Consider the following 22,824-nt stretch of genomic DNA (forward strand, 5'->3'; position numbering starts at 1 on the left):
GGAGGCCTTATGGAGGACGATACCGCGAAAAGCGGCCTTGCAAAGCGCATACAACTCAGGCAGATCGAGCAGACCATGGCGAAAACCATGGCCGAAAGCAAGATTCAAGATAAGTTCTATGGGGAAGCCGTTATCGAATATCTGCGCGACAACGGCCAGATCATCTGTATTTCCGACGACAAGACATTTACCGATCTGTTGCGCGAGGCCGTATGCACGCGGTTGAAGATGCCCTCCGGCTGCCTGTCCATCAGCAGCAGCGCCGATATGCTGCTGCACACCCTGCGCCACATGATCTCGGCCAGAAACGCGCCCCTGCTGCTCATTGAGCAGAACCTCGGAAGCCGGGACATGACCTATCTGCTCCGGCAGCTCAAAAATGCCTATCCAGAGCTGTGGATCATCAGCGTCGCCCGCGAGACCAACAAACAGCGTTTTGTTCTTCTGCACGAAAGCGGCGTGGACAATTGCATCGTCAAACCCATCGGCGTGCAGGCCCTGCTTGAAAAGATCGCCCTGACCATCAAGCCCCACGGCAAGCTGGGCCGGGTTCTGGAATGGGCGCGCGCCCTCATGGCCCAGGGCGAGCATCTGCGCGCCCTGCAGGTCTGCAAACAGGCCCTGGACCTCAAGGCCAATTCCGCGGCGGCCCTGCTGCTCATCGGCGACGTCTTCCGGGCCATGCGGCAGTATGATAAGGCCTGCGAGGCTTATGAAAACGCCAGCCGCACCTCGGCCATGTATCTTGAACCCCTGCGCAAGATGGCGGAAGTCTACGCGGAGACCGGCAATACGGCCAAACGCCTGGAATGCCTGGAACGCCTGGACGGGCTTTCGCCCCTGAACGTGGAGCGCAAACTGACCCTGGGCGAGATCTACCTCCAGATGAACCGCCCGGAAAGCGCCAGAAAAATTTTCGATCAGGCCATGACCCTTTCGGACCGCGAAGCCACGGAATACATCTCGGGCGTGGCCTTCCGCGTGGCCGACGTCTATATGGACAAGGACCCGCAGACCGCCGTCGCCTTTCTGCAGCGGGGCCTGGAGGCCAAAAGGGGGTTCTGGGGCACCGAGGACCTGCTCACCTTCAACCGCGTGGGCATTCTGCTGCGCCGCGCGGGCAAATGGCGCGAAGCCGCCGAGGAATATCTCAAGGCCCTGAAGGTGGCCCCCGACGACGAAAATCTGCACTACAATCTGAGCATGGCCTATCTGGAGGGCAAGGATTTCGAATCCGCCCGGGCCTCCACGCTCAAGGCTCTGGCCCTTAATCCGGACCTGCCGCGCAAATCCTCGCTCATCGCCTGCAACCTGGCTACGGTCTTTGTGCGGACCGGCGACAATATGCACGCCCTGCCCCTGCTGCGTCTGGCTCTGGAACAGGACCCGGCCAACGATCAGGCCAGGGATCTGCTGACCCAGGCGAGCCGGGAAGAAAGTTGATCCCAGGCCGGGGAGTGGAAAACGTGCCCCGGCCTTTCCGGTCCGGATCAAATTAACGTTGAGAATCGGCATTCTCAACGTCGGCGCGGCCTTCAGCCGGTGTTTACGAACACCGGCTTTTTTGTATGGAGAAAACCCCCCGCTAGGCGGGGGGTTCTAAAAAGCTTACAGCTTTGCCCATGTCAGTAAAACTCCTTTTGATTTGTTAAAAAGTCTCGCGGTCTGGCAACTGCGAGTCAACAAATCAAAAGGAGGTCACGATGGGTGACGCCAAAAGTTTAGCCCACACAAGGTGGAACTGCAAATATCACATTGTTTTTGCGCCTAAATATCGCCGCCAGGTGTTCTATGGTGAAAAGAAGCGCGCCATTGGCGAAATTCTGCGCAAGTTGTGCGAATGGAAGGATGTAAAAATAGTGGAGGCAGAATGTTGCCCAGACCACATCCACATGCTGCTTGAGATTCCCCCCAAAATGAGTGTGTCGAGTTTTATGGGCTATCTAAAGGGTAAGAGTAGTCTCATGATCTATGAACAATTTGGGGATTTGAAGTTCAAATACCGCAATCGAGAATTTTGGTGCCGTGGGTATTACGTCGATACAGTGGGCAAGAATAAGGCCAAGATTCAGGATTACATCAAGCATCAGCTGGAGTCGGATAAACTTGGCGATCAGTTGAGCCTACCCTACCCAAGGAGCCCGTTTACGGGCCGCAAGTAACAGAAATGCAAATGTCAGATCGCAAGAGCGCCTGCTAGGGCGCAGCTGGTAAGAAAGCCTTACAGGCGCATATGAAGAACCCCCGGCTATGCCGGGGGGTTCCTTTTTGCGCCCATGGGTCGGTGCGGGCCAGTGATTCAAGCGGCATGCAAAGACGTATATTATATGCATTGAAAAGCATATTGAAGACGTCACAATATATCTCTTCTTATTTATGCCGCAATAAACATATTGCGGCTCTTTTTTCATTGGTTATAGTTATACATAATTGCAGTGCATTTTTCCTTCACACATTTTTTATACAGACGAGGTCGCTATGGACAAGATTTTACGCATTGATGTGGGCGCCGAGGGCGGCCCCAAGATCAGGGAAGAGCGTCTGGGCGAATACGCGGGCCTCGCGGGCCGCGCCCTGACCACCGCGGTCATCTGCAAGGAAGTGCCCCCCACCTGTCATGCCCTGGGTCCCGAAAACAAGCTGGTCTTCGCGCCGGGCATGCTCTGCGCCACCACGGCCGGTTCCTCGGGCCGCATTTCCGTGGGCTGCAAGAGCCCGCTCACCGGCGGCATCAAGGAATCCAACGCCGGGGGCACCGGCGGCCAGTACATGGCCCGTCTGAACTACGCCGCCATCATCATTGAAGGCCAGCGCCGCGACGACCATCTGTACAAAATCGTCATCAAGGCCAGCGGCGTGACCGTCGAGCAGTGCGACGAACTTGCCATGCTTTCCAACTATCCCTGTGTGGCCCGGCTGCGCGAGGAATACGGCGAAGGCCCCGGTTTCGTGACCATCGGCACGGCCGGTGAAATGCGCATGTGCAATTCCACCATCTGTTTCACCGATCCCGAAGGCCGGGCCACCCGGCACGCCGGACGCGGCGGCGTGGGCGCGGTCATGGGTTCCAAGGGCATCAAGGCCATCGTGCTCGACCCGGCGGACACGCCGACCATGCGCAAGGCCCAAGATCCCGAAGCCTTCAAGGACGCCTGCAAGCGCTTCGCCAAGGGCATCACCTCCCACCCGGTCACCGGCCAGGGCCTGCCCGCCTACGGCACCAACGTGCTGGTCAATATCCTCAACGAAGCCGGTGGGCTGCCCACTTACAACTTCAAGGAAGGCCGCTTCGCGGGCGCGGAAAAAATCTGTGCCGAAACCATGGTGGAAATCCAGAAGAAGCGCGGCGGCAATCCCACCCACGGCTGCCACCGGGGCTGCATTATGAAGTGCTCCGGCATCTGCGTGGACGAAAACGGCGAGTACCTTTCCAAGCAGCCGGAATATGAAACCGTCTGGGGGCACGGCGCCAACTGCGGCGTGGACAATCTGGACGACATCATCCGCATGGACTATCTGGAGGACGACTACGGCCTGGATACCATTGAAACCGGGGCCAGCCTCGGCGTGCTGATGGAAGCCGGGGTCATTCCCTGGGGCGACTCCAAGGCCTGCATCGAGATGATCCACGAGATGGGCAAGGGCACGCCGCTGGGGCGCATCCTGGGCGCGGGCACGGCCACCGTGGCCCGCTGCTACGGCCTGGAACGCGCTCCCGTAGTCAAGGGCCAGGCCATGCCCGCCTATGACCCGCGCGCGGTCAAGGGGGTGGGCGTGACCTACGCCACCACGCCCATGGGCGCGGACCACACCGCCGGTTACGCCGTGGCCACCAATATTCTGGGCCTCGGCGGCAAGGTGGACCCGCTCAAGCCGGAGGGCCAGGTGGAGCTCTCCCGCAACCTTCAGATCGCCACCGCCGCCCTGGACTCCACGGGCTACTGCATCTTCGTGGCCTTCTGCATCCTGGACCAGCCCGAGACCTTCCAGGCTCTCATCGACACCCTCAGCGCCTTCACCGGTCGCAAAATGACCGGCGACGACGTGGTGGCCCTGGGCAAGAGCGTCCTGAAGCAGGAGCGGGAATTCAACGCCGCCGCCGGTTTCACCCGCGCCCACGACCGCCTGCCCATGTACATGCGCCGCGAACTGCTGCCGCCGCACAACACGACCTTTGACGTGAGCGACGAGGAGCTGGACAGCGTCTTCAACTTCTGAGCCTGAGCGACACGGCGGCCGGGTTTTGCCCGGCCGCCGTTTTTTGGATAGCATCACCTCATGCCGGACCCACTGCCCCAACTTGAAATCGCCATCCGCCACGCCGCCCGGGCGGGCCGCATTGCGGAAGACGCGTTACGCGAGCTGGCCATCGCGGCAGGCGTGGACTTGCTCGCGACCCAGCAGGCAGCCTGCCGCGCCGGAATCTGGCCCGCGCGCTATGCCCGCAACGCCCGGCAGCTTTCCCTGCGGGACCAGCTGGCCCTGCTGCAAAGCCGCGTGTTGCTGGTGGGCCTGGGCGGTTTGGGCGGTTGGCTGCTGGAGCAGCTGGTCCGCATGGGCGTGGGCGCGATCACCGGCGTGGACGGCGACTGCTTTGAAGAATCCAATCTGAATCGCCAGTCGCTGGGCAATACGGCCCAACTGGGCCAAAGCAAGGCCGAAGCCGCTGCCGCGCGCGTGGCCGGGATCAATCCCGCCGTGCATTTCACGCCCGTGCCCCGCTTTGCGGACAAAATTTTGCTGATCCGGCTGCTGCGCGGCATGGATCTGGCTCTGGACGCCCTGGGCGGCCTGGCCTGCCGCCTGCCCTTGCAGGAAGCGGCCGCCGCGACCGGCGTGCCGCTGGTCAGCGCGGGCATTGCGGGCCTGACCGGCTGGGTGGCCGTGGTGCCGCCCGGACAGGCGGGCCCGGTTCAATGGCTGGGCGCGGGCGAAACATGCGGGACTGATGAAACAGGAGCTTCGCCCGAGGAAGAGCTGGGCAATCTCGCGCCCACGGCGGCGACAGCCGCCTCCCTCCAGGCCGCGGAAGCCCTGAAGCTGCTCACCGGCCGCGGGGCCGCCCCCGGCATGTGCGTCTTTGACCTGGCGGACGGCACGTTTCAACGCGTCCGTTTATAAGCCGCGAATCCCCTTTCAACTTGCCCGCAACCCGCCCGCCTCCGGAGGAAAAACCATGCGACTGAACGTCAAATGTTTCGCCACCCTGGCCGAAAAAAGCCCGCCCGGCGGCGCCTGCGAACTGCCTGAAGGCGCGGACGTGGCCCGGCTCATGGACAGCCTGCAACTACCCGCCGCCGAAGTAAAAATCATCTTCATCAACGGCGTGGCCGTGGAGCCTGACGCCGTGCTGCACGACGGCGACCGCGTGGGCCTGTTCCCGGCCGTGGGCGGGGGCTAGCCGCCGTGAGCCAAAAAAAACATTTTTCCGCTGACGAGCCTGCGAACATTGAGAGCAAAATTATGCTCGAAATTTTTGCAATCAGGCACTAGGTGTAGAGCAATTTGCGCTTGAAATTATCGCTTAACGGCGAAGTAAATTAGCCTTGCGATAATTTCGCTGTGCGGATTTTCACGGAAAATCCGCACAGCGCGTTGAGATATTTTCAATATCAACACGCTCTAGGCGCTGCTTTTCCCCCACGCACAAAGCCGCCTCCGCTGCGCACGGACCGCCCCGGCCCTTGCCTCCGACGCCGCTTGGCGCTATTGCATCCCAACGCCGCCGGGCGGCGTTTTTTTCAGCACGGGGAATGCCATGCTTGTTTTCGCGGCCATGCTTCTGCTGGGAGCGGTGATCGGCTTTGTGGGCGCGGGCGGCGCGGGGGTCATGATCACCCTGCTCACCGTGGGTTTTGACGTGCCTATCCATACGGCCCTGGGCACGTCCCTGGCGGCCATGGCCTTTACCACGCTTTCCGGCTCGTACAGCCATTTCCGCGAAGGCAACGTGCTGCGCCGCCTGGGTCTGGCCATGGGCCTGTTCGGGGCCGTGGGCGCGTTCTGCGGCGCACTGATTTCCTCCTCCCTCGACACGGCCGTCCTCACCCCGCTCACCGCCGCGGCCCTGCTGCTGTCGGCCCTGCTGATCTATCTGCGCATTTTCCACCCCCACAGCCCGCTCTTCCGCCAGCGCTTCCTGACGCCCAGGGGCGGCAGATTCTGGCTGCTGGCGGGTCTGACCGGCCTGATCAACGGGCTCATCTCCGGAGCCTGCGGCGTGGGCGCGGCCTCTTTCATCCAGCTCAGCCTGCTGCTGGTCTTCAACGCGCCTCTCTATCAGACCGTGGGCACCACCATGCTGGTCATCCTGCCCATCGCGGTGCTGGGCGGCGTAGGCTTTCTCAGTGCCGGGCATCTGGAACCGCTGCTTTTCGTCCAGGTGCTGCTGGGCCAGACGATCGGCGCGTTTTTCGGGGCCAAGCTCACCCGCCTGGCCCCGCAGATACTGCTCAAGATCGCCATGGTGGCTCTGCCCGCCTTCGGCGGCTTCATTTTATTCCTTGCCCGCTAGGAGCCGTGAGTTCCAGGCCGCGCCGACGGCGAATCAGCCCCCTTGCATAACTTCCGCCGCGTTTTTTTAAATTTCATACCTCTGGCGACAACCCTGAAAGATGCTTATCTATAAAAGAATATATTTCTTTCAGGGGTACATAATGCAAATAGCGGACATTGAAATCAAAGGCATAAGCTGGCCTGTTTTTCTGGGAATCAGCGTGGTGGTCGTGGCGGCCATGTACCTGGACGCCCTGCCCAAAGGCATGGTGGGCGGCTTCGCCGTGGTCATGGTGCTGGGCTTTCTGCTGGAATACATCGGCGACCGCCTGCCGCTGATCAAGGATTATCTGGGCGGCGGGCCCCTTATTGTCATTTTCGGCAGCGCCCTGCTGGTATACAGCGGCGTCATGCCGGCCTCGACCAAGGCCGTCATCGACACCTTCATGCAGGCCGACGACTTCCTGACCTTTTACATCTGCGCCCTGATCTGCGGCAGCATTCTGGGCATCGAGGCCCGCCTGCTGGTCAAGGCCGGGGCGCGCTACGTGGTCCCCCTGACGGCCGCCGTGGTCTGCGCGGCCCTCCTGGCCGCCCTGGTGGGTCTGCTGGCCGGTACGGGCTGGCGCGAAGGCATCAGTTACGTCTCCTTCCCGATCATGGGCGGCGGCATGGGGGCCGGGGCCATTCCCATGGCTGAAATCCTGCACCAGAGCAACCCGGACACGGCGCTCAAGGACATCCTCTCCATGCTGATTCCGCCGGTGGCCCTGGGCAATGTGGTCGCCATCATTTCCGGCGGCCTGCTCGACAAGCTGGGCAAGGCATTCCCGCGCCTGTCCGGCGAAGGGCAGCTGCTCAAGGGCGAGGCCCCGGCGGCGGAAGACGAGACAAGCCTGCCGGTCACCTACACGGCCCTGGGCATCGGTCTGCTGGTTTCCTGCACCTTCATGCTGTTCGGACGCCTGGCCGCCATGGTCATTCCCGGCATCCACTACTACGCCCTGATGATCCTCAGCGTGGCCGTGTTCAAAATCTTCCACGTGCTGCCCAGATCCGTGGAGCAGTCCTGCACGGTCTGGTTCAGGTTCGTGGCCAAGTACATGACCGCCCCGCTGCTGGTGGGCATCGGCGTGACCTACACGGACCTCTCCCTGGTCATCGACACCTTTTCCATCGTCAACACCCTCCAGGTCATCGCGGTGGTGCTGGGCGCGGTGCTCGGCGCGGGCCTGGGCGGCGTGCTGGTGGGCTTCCATTTCATCGAATCCGCCATTTCCGCCGGTCTGTGCATGGCCAATATGGGCGGCACCGGCGACGTGGCCGTGCTTTCGGCGTCACGGCGCATGGTGCTGATGCCCTTTGCCCAGATTTCCTCCCGCCTGGGCGGCGCGATCATCCTGGTGCTGGTGGGCCTGGTGGTGCCGCTGCTCATGCGGTAAAGGCGCGCATCCCGCGACATTGCTTTGCGGTCCCGGCGGCTTCGGCCGCCGGCGGCCCTATTTCTCCCTGCCGTAAAGCTGCGAAACCGCGTCCAGGCCCCAGGCCCGGATGCGCGCATACAGGGTCGAACGCTTCATGCCGAGGATGCGCAGGGCCCCGGCCTCGCCGTCCACGCGGCCTCTGGCAAGACGCAGCACATGGCGGATGTAGCGGCGCTGCAATTCTTCCAGGCTCGGCAAATCTTCCCATTCCAGACCGGAAAGCGTCCCGGGCGGAGCTGCCTTTTCCGCCGGAAGCGGCGGCGGTTCCGTGGGGCGCAACAGATGCAGAGGGCCGCCGGAGTGGAGGATGACCGCCCGCTCCACCACGTTCTTCAGTTCCCGCACATTACCGGGCCAGGCATAGGCGCGCAGGCGTTCCGCCTCTTCCTTTTCCAGGGGAGGCACGGGGCGCTGGTAACGGCGGCTGAACATCTCCACGAAGCGCCGCGCCAGCAGGGGAATGTCGGCGGGACGCTCGCGCAGGGGCGGCAGGGTGAGGGGCACCACGGAAATACGATAGTAGAGATCTTCCCGGAAGCGTCCTTGAGCCACCATGCTTTTGAGGTCCCGGTTGGTGGCCGCCACCAGCCGGAAATCAGAACGGATCTCGCGGATGCCGCCCACCCGCATAAAGCATTTCTCCTGCAAAACCCTGAGCAGCTTGGTCTGCATGGGCAGGGGCACCTCACCCACTTCGTCGATAAACAGCGTGCCGCCGTCCGCCACTTCCAGATGGCCCAGCTTCTGCCGCCAGGCTCCGGTAAACGCACCCTTTTCATGCCCGAAGAGTTCGCTTTCAAAAAGCTGCTCCGGAATGCTGGCCGGATGAATAGGCACAAAGGCTCCGGCCCGGCCGCTGCGCGCGTGGACGCGCCGGGCCAGCAGATCCTTGCCCACGCCGGTTTCTCCCAGAATGAGCACCGGCGCGTCGGTGACGGCCGTGCTGTCCGCCTGGCGCAACACGTCGTCGAGCCCGGTCCCGTAGTAGGGCTCATCCAGGGCGGCCATGCGCTCGGCGGCCACGCGGCCCCGTTCTTCCACGGCATACAGGGCCTTGCGCATGCCTTCCTGCAAACGCCGGGCGGTTTGCAGCTCCCGCGCCAGCAAGCCGCCCAGCTCGCGGAATATTTCCGTGCCTTGGGCGCTGATGTGGCCGGCGAAAAACTCGCATTGCAGAAAAAGAAGCCACGGGCGGGCATTGGGAACCGCCAGAGGCAGATATATTCCTGTGCCCCGCGCGGCGCGCGCGGGTTCGCCTGAAGCCGCCTCCATGACGGCGGCGGCCTTTTTCAGCACCGGGCGGAAGGTCGGGCTTTCCAGCTCCAGGCGCGAGATATTGCGCACCATGACCGGTCCCTCGGCGTCCGGGCTGAACAGGGCCGCCCGCTCCACTTCAAAGGTCTCGCTGACGATGCGCAGCATGTCGGCCAGATGGGCGTCCAGATCCGACCAGGCGGGCAGGGCCTCCAGTCCTTCCCGGCAGCGGCGCAGGCAGCTTCGGCCGTCGGGGCAGTAAGGCGCGTCCTGCCCGCCGCCGGGCCCGTCAGGGCAGTCATACTGGGTATAGCGCCGCAACACGGTTCTGGCCGCCGAAAACAGAAGCTCGGCCTGGCGGGCGCGCCGCCGCGAAAGGCAATACGCCAGGGCGAGGCGGCAGCGGGCGATCTCCAGCGGACTGCCCACCCGCTTGGCATAGGTCAGGCCGCGCACCAGGAGGCCGCGCACCTGGGCCGGGTCCACCCCTCTGGCGCGTGCCTGCAAAGCCCGGATGCGCAAGGCCGCGCCCTTGAGATGGCGGTTGGGGCTTTGCTGCGCGGCCGTCAGCTCATCTTCAAGATCATAGCCCGGAATCCGGGGCAGGCCCTGCCATTCATAGGCCCAAAGCATATCAAACAGCCAGGTGAAGCCGTAATAGGGACGCTGGAGCCCCATGCGCACGCAATAGCGCATGCTGGCGTAAAAAATCCTGTGCGAGGTTGCGACGCGCCCTTTCAGAAAATGATAGTGCGCCAGCGAGCGCATGTTCCAGATCCACAGAGTGGTTTCCGTGGCCGGGTCGCAGCAGAGCAGAAGCTCATCCAGCAGGGCAAGGCCCTCGTCGGGCCGCCCCATGCGCATGAGATCGTCGGCCAGATGGGTCTGAATCCATTTCCGCGTCTGTCGGTTACGGCGCAGCCGCGCTTCGCGCAGCCCGGCCAGCAGAATGCCCGCAGCCTTGGCCGGAAGGCCCAGACTGCAGGCGGCGCTGCCGATATAGCGCAACCGCGCTTCTTCAAAGTAGTTGAAATGCGCTGTGAACCGGCTCACAGCGCCGGTTTCAAGATAGGGCAGGGCCTCGCTGTACGCGCCCTGCATAAAATGCAGGATGCCGATGCTGTGCGAGGCCTCCTCCAGAATGTCCGGGTCGCCCAGTTCCCTGATGGAGGCCAGGGTACGGGCCAGCAGGGCATATGGCCGTTCCGTATTGTGCATCCGGGTCAGGTGACGCTGGCTGGCCTCCGTGAGGTCCAGCATGAGGGTGACGCGCCTGTCCCCCAGCGCCTCGGCGGCGGCGCGGGCCCGAGGCAGCAAATCCAAAACTTCCTGGCCGCTCTTGCCCATATAGATGGAAATGCCCTGAACGCTGCGGAACACGCTCAGATAGCGCCGCAGCGCCTCCGCCTCTTCCGTGTCCCCGCTCCATCGGCGCAGGCCGGACAGCAGCAGGTCCAACAGCGCCAGCACCGCCGCGCACCGCCCGTCGTCCAGGGTATGCCGCACTTCTTCCAGCAATATTTCGCAGCCGTCGAGAACGGCTCCGCGCTCCAACGAAGCCACGGCCCGCAACAACGGACGCGCCGTGGTTTCCGGCGCGCGTTCACGCGAAAAAGCGCGCAGCGCCTCGGCCCGTCCCCGCCAGAGCCCCGAGCGCGACGGCCGCGCCAGGCCCCGCGCGGCGAAAAGACGCAAAACTTCGTCCACGGCCGAGGGCGGCCAGGGCCCCAATTGAATCAGCGCCTGCCGCGTGTAGCGGATTTTATCCACGGCCAGCAGCGCGGCCAGAGCCTGCGGCAGGGATTCTTGCGGATCATGGATCATTTGTTGGTCCTGTTTTCAGATTTAATCCAGATATTGGACAAAATCCATGTAACAAACAAGCCCGAAAAAAAGCGTATTTGGAATGGAGAACAACAACACACTGATTATACACAATAAAAAATAAATATCCATATTGGCACCGCTCTTGCTCTTTCCGTTCCAGCTTCCCACGCCGCTTTCGGAGAGTCGGGAAGCGCCACCGCACCGGAAACCATGATGGAGGTCGGGCATGAACGTCACACACGCCACGGAAACCGCAGCCACCGGCATGGGCGGCGCGGCCGCGATCCCTCCCACCCGCAACGAACATCTGAAATGGATTTTTTCCCTGCTGTGCGCGGCGGTCATTCTGGCCGTCTGCGTCGTCGCCGGCCTGCCCCGGCCCGCCTGCTGGTTTTTCAGCCTCACAGTGCTGGCCATCTGTCTCTGGGGCTTTTCCCTGCTGCCCGACGGGCTCGTGGCTGTCATGCTGCCCATGGGCTATATTCTCTCGGGGGTGGGCACGCCCGCTCAGGTGCTTTCACCGTGGACCAAGCCCATGGGCTGGATGATCCTCGGCGGGCTGATGACCGGCCTGGTGCTTCAACATACGGGGCTTGCCCGGCGCATCGCCCTCTGGGCCCTGCACGTCACGGGCAGCTCCTTCCGCCGCCTGCTCTGGGGCATTCTGCTGGCGGGCTTCATCATTGCGCCGCTCATGCCCACATCCACAGGGAAGTGCATCCTGCTGGGCATCATCTGCATCGGCATCTGCGACGCCATGGGCTTCAAGGCCCGCTCGCGCGAGGCATCCACCCTGCTGATGGCCGGTTACCTGGCCGTGGCCGGGCCCCGCATGGGCCTGTACACGGGCGCGGGCGAAGTGACCCTGAATCTGCAAATGCTCGCCACGGCCGGGGTGCACGTGTCATGGCTGGAGTATTTTCTGCAGAATTTCGCGCCCAGCGTGGTCTACAGCGTGTTGTCCATTGTGGTGCTGCGGCTGGTCATGCGGCCCAAGAGCACTGTTGACGCCCGCGTCTGGGTGGAAGAGCAGTACGCCGGGCTGGGCCCCATGAGCCTGCGCGAAAAGAAGGCCCTGGCGCTCTTCGCTGTGCTGGCCGTCCTGATGATGACGGACAAGTGGCACGGCATCAACATCGGCTGGATCATGATGGTGGTGGGCTTTGTCGGTTTTCTGCCGGGCTTTGACCTGGTGGACGGCAAAAAGTTCGCCACGCTGAACCTGACCTCCGTGCTGTTCATCGTGGGCTGCATGTCCATCGGCGCGGCGGCCCAGGCCACGGGCATGGACAAGAGCATCGCCCGGGCAGTGCTGCCCCTGCTGCAGGGCAAGGGAGAGCTGGGCACGGTCATCGCCTCCTTCTTCTCCGGGGCGGGGCTCAACTTCCTGCTCACGCCGGTGGCCGCCGTAAGCACCTTCACCGTACCGCTGGCGGAAATCGCCAAGGCCCTGGGCATCAATCCCCTGGCCCCGGCCTACGCCTTCATGCTCGGCCTGGACCAGTACGTGCTGCCCTACGAATACGCGGCCTTTCTGTACATGTTCTCCACGGGCTACATCAACTTCAAGGACATGGTCATGGTCTTCGCCTGGCGGGCGCTTATGGCGCTGATCGTACTCATCCTCGTCTTCTATCCCTTCTGGAAGCTCACCGGCGCGGCCTGAGCCCGCCGCACGGCAATCCCCATACCCGCAACCCCGGATACAAGGAGGATCATATGGCAGCCACCCCCGGAACGCCGCAATGGATCGAACTGGAACGCGCAGGCATGGCCGCGCTGGACGAATTCATGGAAACCTTCAACAGCGGCTCGCCCCTGCGCTGGGCGCAAAGCCTGCACTATCCGCACATGCGCCTGGGCGGCCTCGCGGTCCAGATCTGGAACACGCCCGAAGATTACGCCCGGGACAATGACGTCAGCCGCCTGCGCGAAGCCTCCGGCTGGGGCTACACAAAGTGGGACCGGCGCAAGATGATCCAGGCCGATGAGGATAAAATCCACATGGCCGTGCAGTTCTCGCGCTACACGCCCGCGCATGAAAAAATCGTCGCCTTTGAATCCTTCTACATCCTCACCAGGATGAACGGGCATTGGGGCACGCAGTTCCGCTCCAGCTACGCGGGCGTCATCGGCGGAAATACGGCTTTTTAGGTACTTGCGCTGAGGACATGGAACACTTTCCCCACACGGGGAGGGATGCCCTTGCCGGGCATCCCTCCCCGACGGCTTGACGCCCGCCGGGGGGCGGTTTATCCTTTTTCCACTACTTCCAATGGCAGCGGGCGCGGCTGGATAAACGCGGCGCGCAATCTGCCCGGCATACACTGCTGGGTTTCTTTTCGGGCATCCATGCCCACAGCATGCATTGCCGGGTCGATAGCTCCGAATACAAGACCCTTCGGGGGAATACGAGCAGCGTTCCATTGGGCGCAGTTGAGTCCCGGCATTTCTCATCGCCAAATGCCGATACTAAAACCAATGGAGTGCCTTATGTCCCATCCCCTCACGGACGCGCCTTCGGCGCGGTCCCTCCCTGATCTGGTTGCCCTGGCCGAAACACTGCGACAAACCGCCCAGGCCCTGCTGGCGGCAGGCCCGCCCGCGCCCGTGGCCGAACCCGGCGACGCCCCCGCCGCCGAAAAGCCCTCGGAAGTCCGCACCTACCGCGTCCCCGGCTATATTGTGGAGGAAGAGCGGATACTGCTCGCGCAACACCAGGTCCAAAGCTGGCAGGAGATGTTTGACAAAACGTGCAACCATCTCCACACCCTGATCTTTCTCCTGCAGCACTTTGAAACGGCGCGAGCATGGACGGCTACGCCGTGACACTGCTGGGCGACACCCTGATGGCCCCCCTGGACACGCTGAACAGCCTGTGCTCGCTGGTGGCGGATTTTCGCCTCCAGCCCGAAGAGGGATAAACGCGCGGGCCGACCTCGCAGCGCGGTCTCAAGCCGAATAAAAGAAAGGCCGGAAACTGATTCTTCAGTTTCCGGCCTTCTGAAATCTATGGTGCCGAGGGACAGAATTGAACTGCCGACACGGGGATTTTCAGTCCCCTGCTCTACCAACTGAGCTACCTCGGCCCATGTGGGAAAGTCTTGTACCCGCTTGGCGCGGCTTTGGCAAGCCTTTTTTGGGGAAATTTCCCGCGAAAACTTGAATCTTGCGCATCTTCCGGCCATACTCGCGTTGTTTGCAGCCCAGCCAAGGAGTTCCCGTGCAATTTCGTGCCTCAGTCCCCCCGATTTTACGTGAAATGCAAGCCCTGCGCACCCTGGGCGTGTGGCGGCTCATGTTGCAGGCCCTGGTCACGGGCGGCATCACCGGCGCGGTGATCGGCCTGTTTCGCCAGACCTACACCCTGATCAATACGGCGGTTGTGGACTATGTGCACGGCCACAGCCTGTCCGACCCCCTGGTGGGCCTGAGCATCTTCGTGGCGCTGGTTCTGCTCGGCCTTCTGGCCTGGCAACTGCTGCGGCATGAACCGCTGATCAGCGGCAGCGGCATCCCCCAGGTGGAGCTGACCGTGGCCGGGCATCTGCCCATGCGCTGGGTCACGGTCATCTGGGCCAAATTCGTGGGCACCCTGGTGTCCTTGAGCGGCGGGCTTTCCGTGGGCCGCGAAGGGCCCTGCATCCAGATGGGCGCGGCCGTGGGCTGCGGCGTGGGCCGCATCTGGCATGACGACAAGGCCCAGACCATGCCGCGCTATCTCATCGGCGGCAGCGTGGCCGGGCTCACGGCGGCCTTCGGCGCTCCGGCCGCCGGGCTCTGTTTCGCCTTTGAGGAAATGAAAACCGTGATCAGCGCGCCCATGCTGCTGTTTGCCGCGCTGGCCGCCGCCTCGGCCTGGTTTGTGATCGAAGTGCTCTTCGGCTTCGGGCGGGTTTTTCCCTTCCACAATACGGGCACGCTCTCCCTGCTGCAATGGTGGATCGTGCCCCTGCTGGGCGGCATGGTGGGCATGCTGGGCGCGGCCTACAACGCCATCCTGATCCGCCTGACCCACTGGGCCGACCGCAGCCCGCTGATGCCCCAGCCCGTGCGCGTGCTGGCCCCCTTTCTGATCAGCGGCCTGCTGCTCTACTTCTACCCCCAGGTGCTGGTGGGCTTTGGTCCGGGCGCGCTGGATCTGGAAAGCCTGGCCCTGCCGCTGGGCGCGCTCTTGCTGCTGCTGGCCGCCAAAATCCTGTTTTCCTGCGTGAGCTTCGCCTCTGGCGTGGCCGGCGGCCTGCTCATGCCAATGCTGCTCGGCGGCGCGTTGGCCGGCGGTTGCGCGGCCTCGGCCCTGCTCTCCCTGAACTGCATCGGCCCGGAACAGGGCGCCACCCTGCTTATTCTGTGCATGGCCGGGCTGTTTGCCTCCACGGTGCGCGCGCCGCTCACCGGCGCGGCCCTGCTGATCGAAATGACCGGCTCGCTGCACAACGCCCCGGCCATTGTGGTCACATCCTATCTGGCCGCCCTGGCCGCCAACTGCCTGAATTCGCCGCCGGTCTACGACAGCCTGAAGCAACGCGCCGTGGACCAGGAAAAAGCCCGGCAAGCCAAAATCGACCAGGCCGCCGGTGCTCCGGGCGCAACCACATAGAATCAGAGTCGCGGCATGCGCGGTGACCCCGGAAGCCGGATGTCTTTCGGTAACCGGCCCGCTGCATGGGTTCATCGCCGTGCGCACGATCAAGAATCATTTTTATTTGTATATAACATATTGAAATATAAATATAAATAAAAAAATACTTGCAATAGTACAGATCATTGCTTACATATGGTGCCTCCCATCAATATTACAAGGCGAACGTCATGACCCGCAAAGACCGTACTGAAGGCATTTACAGCCGCCGTGAAGTGCTCGACGAGAGCGAGCGCCGCCAATACTGCCTGATCCAGCTCAAGGATCTGCTCTCTTACGCCTACCGCTATTCGGAAGACGTCAAAAAGCGTTTTGACCGCGCGCAGTTCAATGTGGAGAAGTTCAAGACTCTCTCGGACATCAAGCACATCCCCATTCTGAAAAAGAAAGAACTGATCTTTCTGCAGTCCATGGGGCCGCGTCTGGGCGGGCTGCTGACCAAGGACATCGGCGAACTCAAGCGCATCTTTCTTTCGCCCGGCCCCATCTTCGATCCCGAAGACCGGGGAGAGGACTACTGGGGCTATACCGAAGCCTTCTATTCCGTGGGCTTCCGCCCCGGCGACGCGGTGCAGAACACCTTCAACTACCAGCTAACGCCCGCGGGCCTGATGTTTGAAGAACCCCTGCGCAACCTGGGCTGTGCGGTGATCCCGGCCGGGCCGTCCGACGCGGCCACCCAGCTGGACATCATGCAGAAGCTGCGCGTCTCCGGCTATGTGGGCACGCCCAGTTTCCTCATGCACCTGGCCCAGAAGGCCGAGGAAAAGGGCCTGAATCTGCGCAAGGATCTCTTTCTGGAAGTGGCTTTCGTCACCGGCGAGCGCCTCTCGGAAAAAATGCGCTCCCAGATGGAAAAGAAATACGACCTGATCATGCGCCAGGGCTACGGCACGGCGGACGTGGGCTGCATCGGCTATGAATGCTTTCACAAGACGGGCCTGCACATCGCCAACCGCTGCTATGTGGAAATCTGCCATCCGGACACCGGCATTCCGCTCAAGGACGGCGAAGTGGGCGAAATCGTGGTCACGGCCTTCAACAAGACGTATCCGCTGATCCGCCTGGCCACGGGCGACCTTTCCTACATCGACCGCAGCCCCTGCGCCTGCGGCCGCACCAGCCCGCGCCTGGGCAGCATTGTGGGCCGCGTGGACACCACCGCCCGCATCATGGGCATGTTCGTCTACCCCCATCAGGTGGAGCAGGTCATGAGCCGTTTCGAGGAGATCAAGCGTTGGCAGATCGAGGTCACCAACCCCGGCGGCATCGACGAAATGACGCTGTTCATCGAAACCAGCGGCTTCAAGCGCGAAGAGGAGCTGCTGCACCAGTTCCGCGAAAAGATCAAGCTGCGCCCCGAACTGCGCGTTCTGGCTCCGGGCAGCCTACCGCCGCAGATCCGGCCCATCGAGGACAAGCGCCACTGGGATTAACCGCTGTTGCAAAAGCCCGGCCTCTTGGCCGGGCTTTTGTCTATTCTTCAAAAGGAGGACGACATGTCCGATCAGAATGCCGCTGAAGCCCTGGCCGGGCTCATCCAATGGCTCAGAGAGCGCCATGACAGGATCATGGCCGTGGAGGCCGAAGCCCTGCGCCTGCTGGAAGCCGGGGACACCCCCGGCCACAACGCCAAAATGCGCGAAAAAGCCGAATTGCTCGCCGCCCTGGGCGAGGACGCCAAACCCCTGCTGGCCGGGCTGCCCGGCGAACTGCGCTTCAACTTGGCTCTGGCGCTGGAACGTTTTTCGGGCAGCGCCCGCAATGCGCTAGGCCTCAATTCGGTCTTTTACATGTCCGCCCTGCTCTATCCCGAAGATCACAAGCAGGGCGAGCCCGACGATCTGACGGTCTGCATCGACCGCATGGAGCGCGAAGGCGAAAACTTTTCATAGCCCGCCGTGGCCCTGTCCGCCGAAGAGACTGGACAGGGACGACGGATTGGCCGATACTTAAAAAATCGGCGGCCCTCCGGCCTCCGAAAGAATTGTTTTGCGCCGCACGCGCGGGCAAGACAAAATCCACGCATAAGGAGCAAGTTATGACGCGTGTACTGCGTTTTCCGGCCCTGCCGGTTTTGTTGCGGATGTTCGCCCTGCTGGCCCTGGCGGGCCTGCTGGCTCTGCCCGCCCTTCAGGCCCGGGCGGCCGACGATCCGGCCAAGGCGGCCTCAAAGGACAAATTCGAGGAAATGGATAAAAACAAGGACGGCAAAGTGATTCTGGAAGAATTCCAGGCCTCTTTCCCCAATATGAAGGAAAGCGCCTTTGTCGTCATTGACAAAAACGGCGACGGCGCCATTGACCGCGTGGAATGGGATGAATTTCTCAAAGGCCACGCGGCGGGCATGAAGCCCGGCATGGGCGGCATGCCGCCCCAGATGGGCGCTCCCATGAACAATATGCCCGGCGATCCCATGATTCCGTCGCCGGACAGCGCGGACATGCCTCTGGTTACGCCGCCCAATGGCCGCTGATAAACACAAGGCCCCGCCTTTTCCCGTGCCCTGGCGTCCGGCAACGGCTCCTGACGCGGAAGAGGCGGGCGCAGCTTCCCCGCGCCGGGCGGAAACGTCCGGCGCGCCTCTTTCTCGGGCCCGCCGGGAACGCCCCGCGCGCGGCGCCCGTCCACGCCCGCATCGTCAAAGCGCTCCCCGAAATGCGGAGGCCCAAGGCCAGCCGCATTGCCCCCAATTTCCCGACATTTCAGCGCCGTCGGATACAGGCGCACACGGACAAGCCGCCCCCGGCCCGCGTTCCCGGACCGTGCCGTGCGGCCCGGATGAAAAATGGCGGCCCGGCGCTCTCGCGGAAATGGCGGATACGGCAGATGCCCCGGCCCGGCCCGACCATTCGACACGATTGCGCCATCCAAGAGGTTCGGGAGGTCCGGCAGCTCTGGCCCAGCCCCGCTTTCTGCCCATGTCCCGCGAAGAGATGCTCGCCCTGGGCTGGGACGAACTGGACGTGCTGCTGATCAACGGCGACGCCTATGTGGACCATCCTTCCTTCGGCTGCGTGCTGCTGGCGCGCTGGCTGATCCATCACGGCTTCCGCACCGGCCTGGTGGCCCAGCCCCGCTGGGACAGCCCCGACGACCTGCTGGTCATGGGGCGGCCCCGCCTGTTCGCGGGTGTCAGCGCCGGAGCCCTGGACTCCCTGCTGGCCCATTACACGGCCTTTCGCAAAAAACGCCATGACGATGCCTACACCCCCGGCGGCAAGGCGGGCGCGCGGCCCAACCGGGCCTGCCTGGTATACGCCAACCTGGCGCGCCGGGCCTTTCCCGGCCTGCCCCTGGTGCTGGGCGGCATTGAAGCCTCCCTGCGGCGGGTCAGTCATTACGATTTCTGGACCGACGCCCTGCGCCGCCCCATTCTTATGGACGCCAAGGCTGACTTGCTGGTCTGGGGCATGGGCGAGCGCGCTATTCTGGAATGTGCCCGCCGCCTGGATCAAGACCGGAATCAGGGCCGGGACCAGAGCCCGGGCGCGAACGTGCTGGCCGGAATTCCCGGCACGGCCTGGCTTGACAAACTGAACGCCGAGGGCCGACCCGCCAAGCCGCCTGCCACGCTGGCGGACGCGCCGCTGATGACCCTGCCAAGCCATCAGCAGCTGCTGGACGAACCGGAACAATTGCTCAGACTGACTCAGATGCTGGAACAGCAGGTGCACCGGGGCGACGCCTGGGCCTTTGAGCCCGTGGACGGCCGCGCCCTGGTTCTGGCCCCGCCTCCCGCGCCCCTGACTACGGCGGAAATGGACGAACTCTACAGCCTGCCCTTTTGCCGGGAGGCCCATCCCATCTATACGCAGCCTATTCCGGCGGCGGAAATGCTGCGCACCAGCATCACCAGCCACCGTGGCTGCGGCGGAGGCTGTTCGTTCTGTTCCCTGGCCCTGCATCAGGGGCGGCACATCAGCTCGCGCTCGGCGGACTCCATTCTGGCCGAGGCGCGCGCTCTGGGCCGTGACGCGGCCTCCGGCAGACGGAGCAAGGCTGGCGTGGCCATTTCCGACGTGGGCGGCCCCACTGCCAATATGTGGCAGGCCCACTGCGCTCTGGAAGACGCGGGGACCAAAGAAGGGGGCGACAGCCCGACCGGCATGCGCAAAAGCCGCTGCCGCCGCTCCAGTTGTTGTTTTCCCACGGTCTGCAAGGCCTTTGTGGCCCCGCAGCGCAAGCATGTGGAACTGCTGCGCGCGGTGGCGGCTCTGCCCGAAGTCAAACAGGTGCGTGTCGCCAGCGGCGTGCGCGCGGACCTTGCCTTGCGCGATGCCGACGCTCTTGCCGCCTATACCGGCGAGTTCACGGGCGGGCAGCTCAAAGTGGCCCCGGAGCACTGCGCGCCTTCGGTGCTGGCCCTGATGCGCAAGCCCCCGTTGGCGGTTTTCGAGGCCTTTCTGGAGAGTTTCGTCCGCCAGAGCCGGGCCGCCGGACGTGAGCAGTATGTGGTGCCCTATCTGATGAGCGCCTTTCCCGGCTGCACGGATGAAGACATGTATGCGCTGGCCCACTGGCTGCGCCAGCGCCGCTGGAATCCGCGCCAGACCCAGTGCTTCATCCCCACGCCGGGCACCATTGCCACAGCCATGTATTATTGTGCTAAAAATGAAGCCGGTGAAGATATTGAAGTGGCCCGCAGCGACGCGGCACGGCTGCGCCAGCATCGCATTCTCATGCCGGTGGCGGAAACGGCGGAGGGCCCCCGCAGGCCTCAGGGAATGCGCAGGTCCGAAAACCGGCAAGATCGCAGGAAGCGCTGATCAATGAAGATTTTTGTTCTCTGCCAAGGACGCAAGCCGTTGCCGCGTCGGCGGCTTGCTTGAGCCTACGGCTAAAGCAAGGCGAACACCGGGCGGAGGGAGTGGGCTTGGCGCAGGCAGAGGGCAAAAAGAGTATGAATCAGCGCTTCCTTAAAAAAAGCGACCGATCAGATACGTGCCCCAGACCACGAGGATACAGATCTGGGCGGTGAATTGCGCGGCGCTGCCCATGTCCTTGGCTTTTTTGGACAGGGGATGCAGCTCGGGCGAAATGCGGTCCACCACGTTTTCAATGGCGCTGTTCAGCAACTCCACCAGCAGTGCCACTACCAGCACCAGGGCCAGCAGTACGCGGTCGCCCCAGGTCTGGCCCAGCCAGCAGGCCAGCGGCAGGCCCGCGAGGCAGCCCCAGACTATCTGGCGGAAAGCCTGCTCGTCCCGCCAGGCCGCCGTAAAGCCGTCGCGGGAATAGCGGCAGGCATTCCAGAGTCGCCGCAGACCGGAACGCCCTTTGAGCTTGTTGCGGAGATTGTCCGGCGCCTGTGGACCATGCGCAGCCATGTCGCCCCCTTACAACTATCGTCCGCCCCGGACAAAACGCCGGGAGCGTCCGGGCCAGTGTGCCTGAAAAAGCCCGGACGCGCCAGTGCGGCGTAAACAGGGAACCAGGGAGAAAACCATGCCCGATCCGGAACAACGTCTGGCCCGCCTGGAGGAGCTGAGCTTCTTTCAGGAAGAACAGCTCAGGCAACTTAACGCCGCGCTCACGGCCCAGCAGACCCAGCTGGACAAGGTGGAGCGGGATCTGGCCGACGCGCTGGCCGTGATCCGCCTTTTGCGCGAAAAGCTGGCCGAGCAGCCGGAAAACACGCTGCCGCCGCATTTCATGCCGGAACGCTACTGACGCACTTCAAGGGTTAAAGATTCTTTGGAGGTGGGATGGAAATCATTTCCGTCCGCGCGCAGCCGGGCTGTGCGGATGCCGCCATCGCCTTTCTGCAACAGGCCTGGGGCGGCGGCAACAATGAGATCATGTATGAGGACTGCGTCCGGCACTGCCTGGGCAGCCCAAGCCCCCTGCCCCAGTGGTATCTGCTGCGGGACGGAGAGACGCTTGCGGGTTGCGCCGGATTGATCCCCAATGATTTCATCAGCCGCATGGATCTCTGGCCCTGGATCTGCGCGCTGTATGTGGCGCGGGAACACCGGGGCCATGAATACGGCCGCCGACTGCTGGATTACGCCAAGGCTGACGCCCGACGGCTCGGTTTCCGCAAAATCTATCTCAGCACGGAACACATCGGCTATTACGAACGCTACGGCTTTGCCTATCTGGGGCAAGGCTGGCACCCTTGGGGCGAAAGCTCGCGCATCTACGCGGCTCCGCTCTGAACCCGGCCGCAACGCGTCCGCGTGTCCTTTCCGCAAAAAACGGCCCTTCCGCCAAGGCGGAAGAGCCGTTTTGCATTCACAAAGTCCGAACAGCGGCTAGAAACCGAAGCCGTCCGAATTGGAACCGGAGGCACCGAAACCGAAATCATCCGGCACCGCATTTTCCTCAGCGGGCGCGGCCTCTGCGGCGTCAGCCCCGGCTACGGCGGCACCGGCGGCCACACCGCCCACCACCATGCCCTTGAGGCCGTCCTTGATGGCGTCCTTGATGGTCTGCATCAGGTCGTCATGGCTCACGGCCACCTTGCCCTGGAATTCGGCCACCTGCTTGCGCAGGCCGCCCATGTCGGAATTCATGGTCTTGATCTTGGCTTCCAGCTCGTCGCATTTTTTCTGGAGCGCCTCGGCGCGGGCCTCGGCGGGTTCCAGTTCACGTACGCGCTCTTCCAGCTTGACCACGGCGGCGGTCTGCGCGGACAGACTGGCGAAGGTATCCGCCAGATAATCCAGGGTCTGGCTGGCCAGGGCCTTGGTACGGCCGTCCATGGGGGTCAGGGAGACATTGTCGCCCAGCATGCCGCGCCCACGGGTGACGAAGCCTTCCCAAGACTGGTCCTCGCTCCAGGTCAGGTCCATGAATTTGGGGTACCAGCGGGCCAGCCAGGCCGCCGCGAACGGCCCCACGGCCTTGGCGCAGCAGTCGCAGGCGATGGAGCGCCCCACCACATAACCGGCGATATCCTTGATGTCCACGCCCTCTTTGCCCACCACCAGGGCCAGCACGGATTCCACGGGAAATACTTTGCGATCACTATCAGACATGGCGGCCTCCTCCTCGGAGATCGTTATTTTTTACTTTGATGCGTTGCTCTTTCCTTCCGCCTTACCCACTCTCACCGGCGGGTGAGATTTTTTGTTCGCTGGCAAGGCACACAAATTTTTTGCGGAGGGCGCGGGCTCT

The 22,824-nt window shown here is 63.1% G+C and carries 20 protein-coding genes and 1 tRNA gene; 17 read left to right on the forward strand and 4 right to left on the reverse strand.

Going from position 1 to position 22,824, the window contains the following annotated elements:
* The first annotated feature begins 9 nt into the window (after window positions 1–9).
* The 7 genes from AXF13_RS12490 to AXF13_RS12520 all read left to right on the forward strand — a co-directional run bounded on the left by AXF13_RS12490 (window position 10) and on the right by AXF13_RS12520 (window position 7,937).
* The gene (locus AXF13_RS12490; protein ID WP_062253708.1) at window positions 10–1,443 is read left to right on the forward strand and encodes a tetratricopeptide repeat protein; all 1,434 of its coding nucleotides are present in this window, start codon (window positions 10–12) and stop codon (window positions 1,441–1,443) included.
* A 260-nt stretch (window positions 1,444–1,703) separates the two neighbouring features.
* On the forward strand, window positions 1,704–2,162 hold the full coding sequence (tnpA, locus tag AXF13_RS12495) for an IS200/IS605 family transposase (RefSeq protein WP_062251401.1): 459 nt from the start codon (window positions 1,704–1,706) through the stop codon (window positions 2,160–2,162).
* 316 nt (window positions 2,163–2,478) lie between these two features.
* Window positions 2,479–4,218 (forward strand): aldehyde ferredoxin oxidoreductase family protein, encoded by a 1,740-nt coding sequence (locus tag AXF13_RS12500; RefSeq protein WP_008683267.1) that lies wholly within the window; start codon window positions 2,479–2,481, stop codon window positions 4,216–4,218.
* A gap of 60 nt (window positions 4,219–4,278) precedes the next feature.
* Window positions 4,279–5,121, forward strand: coding sequence for a ThiF family adenylyltransferase (locus AXF13_RS12505; RefSeq protein ID WP_062253710.1), 843 nt, complete (start codon window positions 4,279–4,281; stop codon window positions 5,119–5,121).
* Window positions 5,122–5,176: 55 nt separating this feature from the next.
* Window positions 5,177–5,401 carry a MoaD/ThiS family protein gene (locus tag AXF13_RS12510; protein WP_062253713.1) on the forward strand — a complete coding sequence of 75 codons (225 nt, stop codon included), beginning with the start codon at window positions 5,177–5,179 and terminating at the stop codon, window positions 5,399–5,401.
* A 357-nt stretch (window positions 5,402–5,758) separates the two neighbouring features.
* Window positions 5,759–6,514, forward strand: a complete 756-nt coding sequence (locus tag AXF13_RS12515) for a sulfite exporter TauE/SafE family protein (protein WP_062253714.1) — start codon at window positions 5,759–5,761, stop codon at window positions 6,512–6,514.
* A 142-nt stretch (window positions 6,515–6,656) separates the two neighbouring features.
* Window positions 6,657–7,937, forward strand: a complete 1,281-nt coding sequence (locus tag AXF13_RS12520; protein ID WP_062253716.1) for a 2-hydroxycarboxylate transporter family protein — start codon at window positions 6,657–6,659, stop codon at window positions 7,935–7,937.
* Window positions 7,938–7,994: 57 nt separating this feature from the next.
* On the opposite strand, the gene AXF13_RS12525 is transcribed toward AXF13_RS12520, so the two are convergent.
* Window positions 7,995–11,057, reverse strand: coding sequence for a sigma-54 interaction domain-containing protein (locus AXF13_RS12525; RefSeq protein ID WP_062253718.1), 3,063 nt, complete (start codon window positions 11,055–11,057; stop codon window positions 7,995–7,997).
* Window positions 11,058–11,286: 229 nt separating this feature from the next.
* On the opposite strand from AXF13_RS12525, the gene AXF13_RS12530 reads away from it, so the two are divergent.
* From AXF13_RS12530 to AXF13_RS12540, 3 genes are all read left to right on the forward strand, one after another.
* A complete protein-coding gene (locus AXF13_RS12530) occupies window positions 11,287–12,726 on the forward strand; it encodes an SLC13 family permease (RefSeq protein ID WP_062253719.1) in 1,440 nt (479 codons plus the stop codon).
* A gap of 53 nt (window positions 12,727–12,779) precedes the next feature.
* The gene (locus AXF13_RS12535) at window positions 12,780–13,214 is read left to right on the forward strand and encodes a hypothetical protein (RefSeq protein WP_062253721.1); all 435 of its coding nucleotides are present in this window, start codon (window positions 12,780–12,782) and stop codon (window positions 13,212–13,214) included.
* Window positions 13,215–13,553: 339 nt separating this feature from the next.
* Window positions 13,554–13,889: a hypothetical protein gene (locus tag AXF13_RS12540; RefSeq protein ID WP_062253723.1), complete on the forward strand. Its 336-nt coding sequence runs from the start codon at window positions 13,554–13,556 to the stop codon at window positions 13,887–13,889.
* A gap of 184 nt (window positions 13,890–14,073) precedes the next feature.
* Here AXF13_RS12540 and AXF13_RS12545 read toward each other — a convergent pair.
* Window positions 14,074–14,149: transfer RNA gene (locus AXF13_RS12545), tRNA-Phe, on the reverse strand.
* 134 nt (window positions 14,150–14,283) lie between these two features.
* Here AXF13_RS12545 and AXF13_RS12550 point away from each other — a divergent pair.
* The 5 genes from AXF13_RS12550 (at window position 14,284) to AXF13_RS12570 (ending at window position 20,471) form a co-directional block, all read left to right on the forward strand.
* Window positions 14,284–15,660, forward strand: coding sequence for a chloride channel protein (locus AXF13_RS12550; protein WP_062253726.1), 1,377 nt, complete (start codon window positions 14,284–14,286; stop codon window positions 15,658–15,660).
* A 212-nt stretch (window positions 15,661–15,872) separates the two neighbouring features.
* Complete coding sequence (locus tag AXF13_RS12555; protein WP_008683254.1) at window positions 15,873–17,138, forward strand: phenylacetate--CoA ligase family protein; 1,266 nt, start codon at window positions 15,873–15,875, stop codon at window positions 17,136–17,138.
* Between the two features lie 63 nt (window positions 17,139–17,201).
* Complete coding sequence (locus AXF13_RS12560) at window positions 17,202–17,597, forward strand: hypothetical protein (RefSeq protein WP_062253728.1); 396 nt, start codon at window positions 17,202–17,204, stop codon at window positions 17,595–17,597.
* A gap of 146 nt (window positions 17,598–17,743) precedes the next feature.
* A complete protein-coding gene (locus AXF13_RS12565; protein WP_009302603.1) occupies window positions 17,744–18,178 on the forward strand; it encodes an EF-hand domain-containing protein in 435 nt (144 codons plus the stop codon).
* Window positions 18,179–18,515: 337 nt separating this feature from the next.
* Window positions 18,516–20,471, forward strand: coding sequence for a YgiQ family radical SAM protein (locus AXF13_RS12570; RefSeq protein WP_417926379.1), 1,956 nt, complete (start codon window positions 18,516–18,518; stop codon window positions 20,469–20,471).
* Window positions 20,472–20,621: 150 nt separating this feature from the next.
* On the opposite strand, the gene AXF13_RS12575 is transcribed toward AXF13_RS12570, so the two are convergent.
* The gene (locus AXF13_RS12575; RefSeq protein ID WP_062253732.1) at window positions 20,622–21,032 is read right to left on the reverse strand and encodes a diacylglycerol kinase; all 411 of its coding nucleotides are present in this window, start codon (window positions 21,030–21,032) and stop codon (window positions 20,622–20,624) included.
* 118 nt (window positions 21,033–21,150) lie between these two features.
* On the opposite strand from AXF13_RS12575, the gene AXF13_RS12580 reads away from it, so the two are divergent.
* Window positions 21,151–21,375, forward strand: coding sequence for a SlyX family protein (locus tag AXF13_RS12580; protein ID WP_009302599.1), 225 nt, complete (start codon window positions 21,151–21,153; stop codon window positions 21,373–21,375).
* 35 nt (window positions 21,376–21,410) lie between these two features.
* Window positions 21,411–21,863: a GNAT family N-acetyltransferase gene (locus AXF13_RS12585; protein WP_062253734.1), complete on the forward strand. Its 453-nt coding sequence runs from the start codon at window positions 21,411–21,413 to the stop codon at window positions 21,861–21,863.
* Window positions 21,864–21,959: 96 nt separating this feature from the next.
* On the opposite strand, the gene AXF13_RS12590 is transcribed toward AXF13_RS12585, so the two are convergent.
* Window positions 21,960–22,685 carry a coiled-coil domain-containing protein gene (locus tag AXF13_RS12590; RefSeq protein WP_062253736.1) on the reverse strand — a complete coding sequence of 242 codons (726 nt, stop codon included), beginning with the start codon at window positions 22,683–22,685 and terminating at the stop codon, window positions 21,960–21,962.
* Window positions 22,686–22,824 lie beyond the last annotated feature (139 nt).

The sequence above is a fragment of the Desulfovibrio fairfieldensis genome (genome assembly GCF_001553605.1).
GTDB lineage: Bacteria > Desulfobacterota > Desulfovibrionia > Desulfovibrionales > Desulfovibrionaceae > Desulfovibrio > Desulfovibrio fairfieldensis.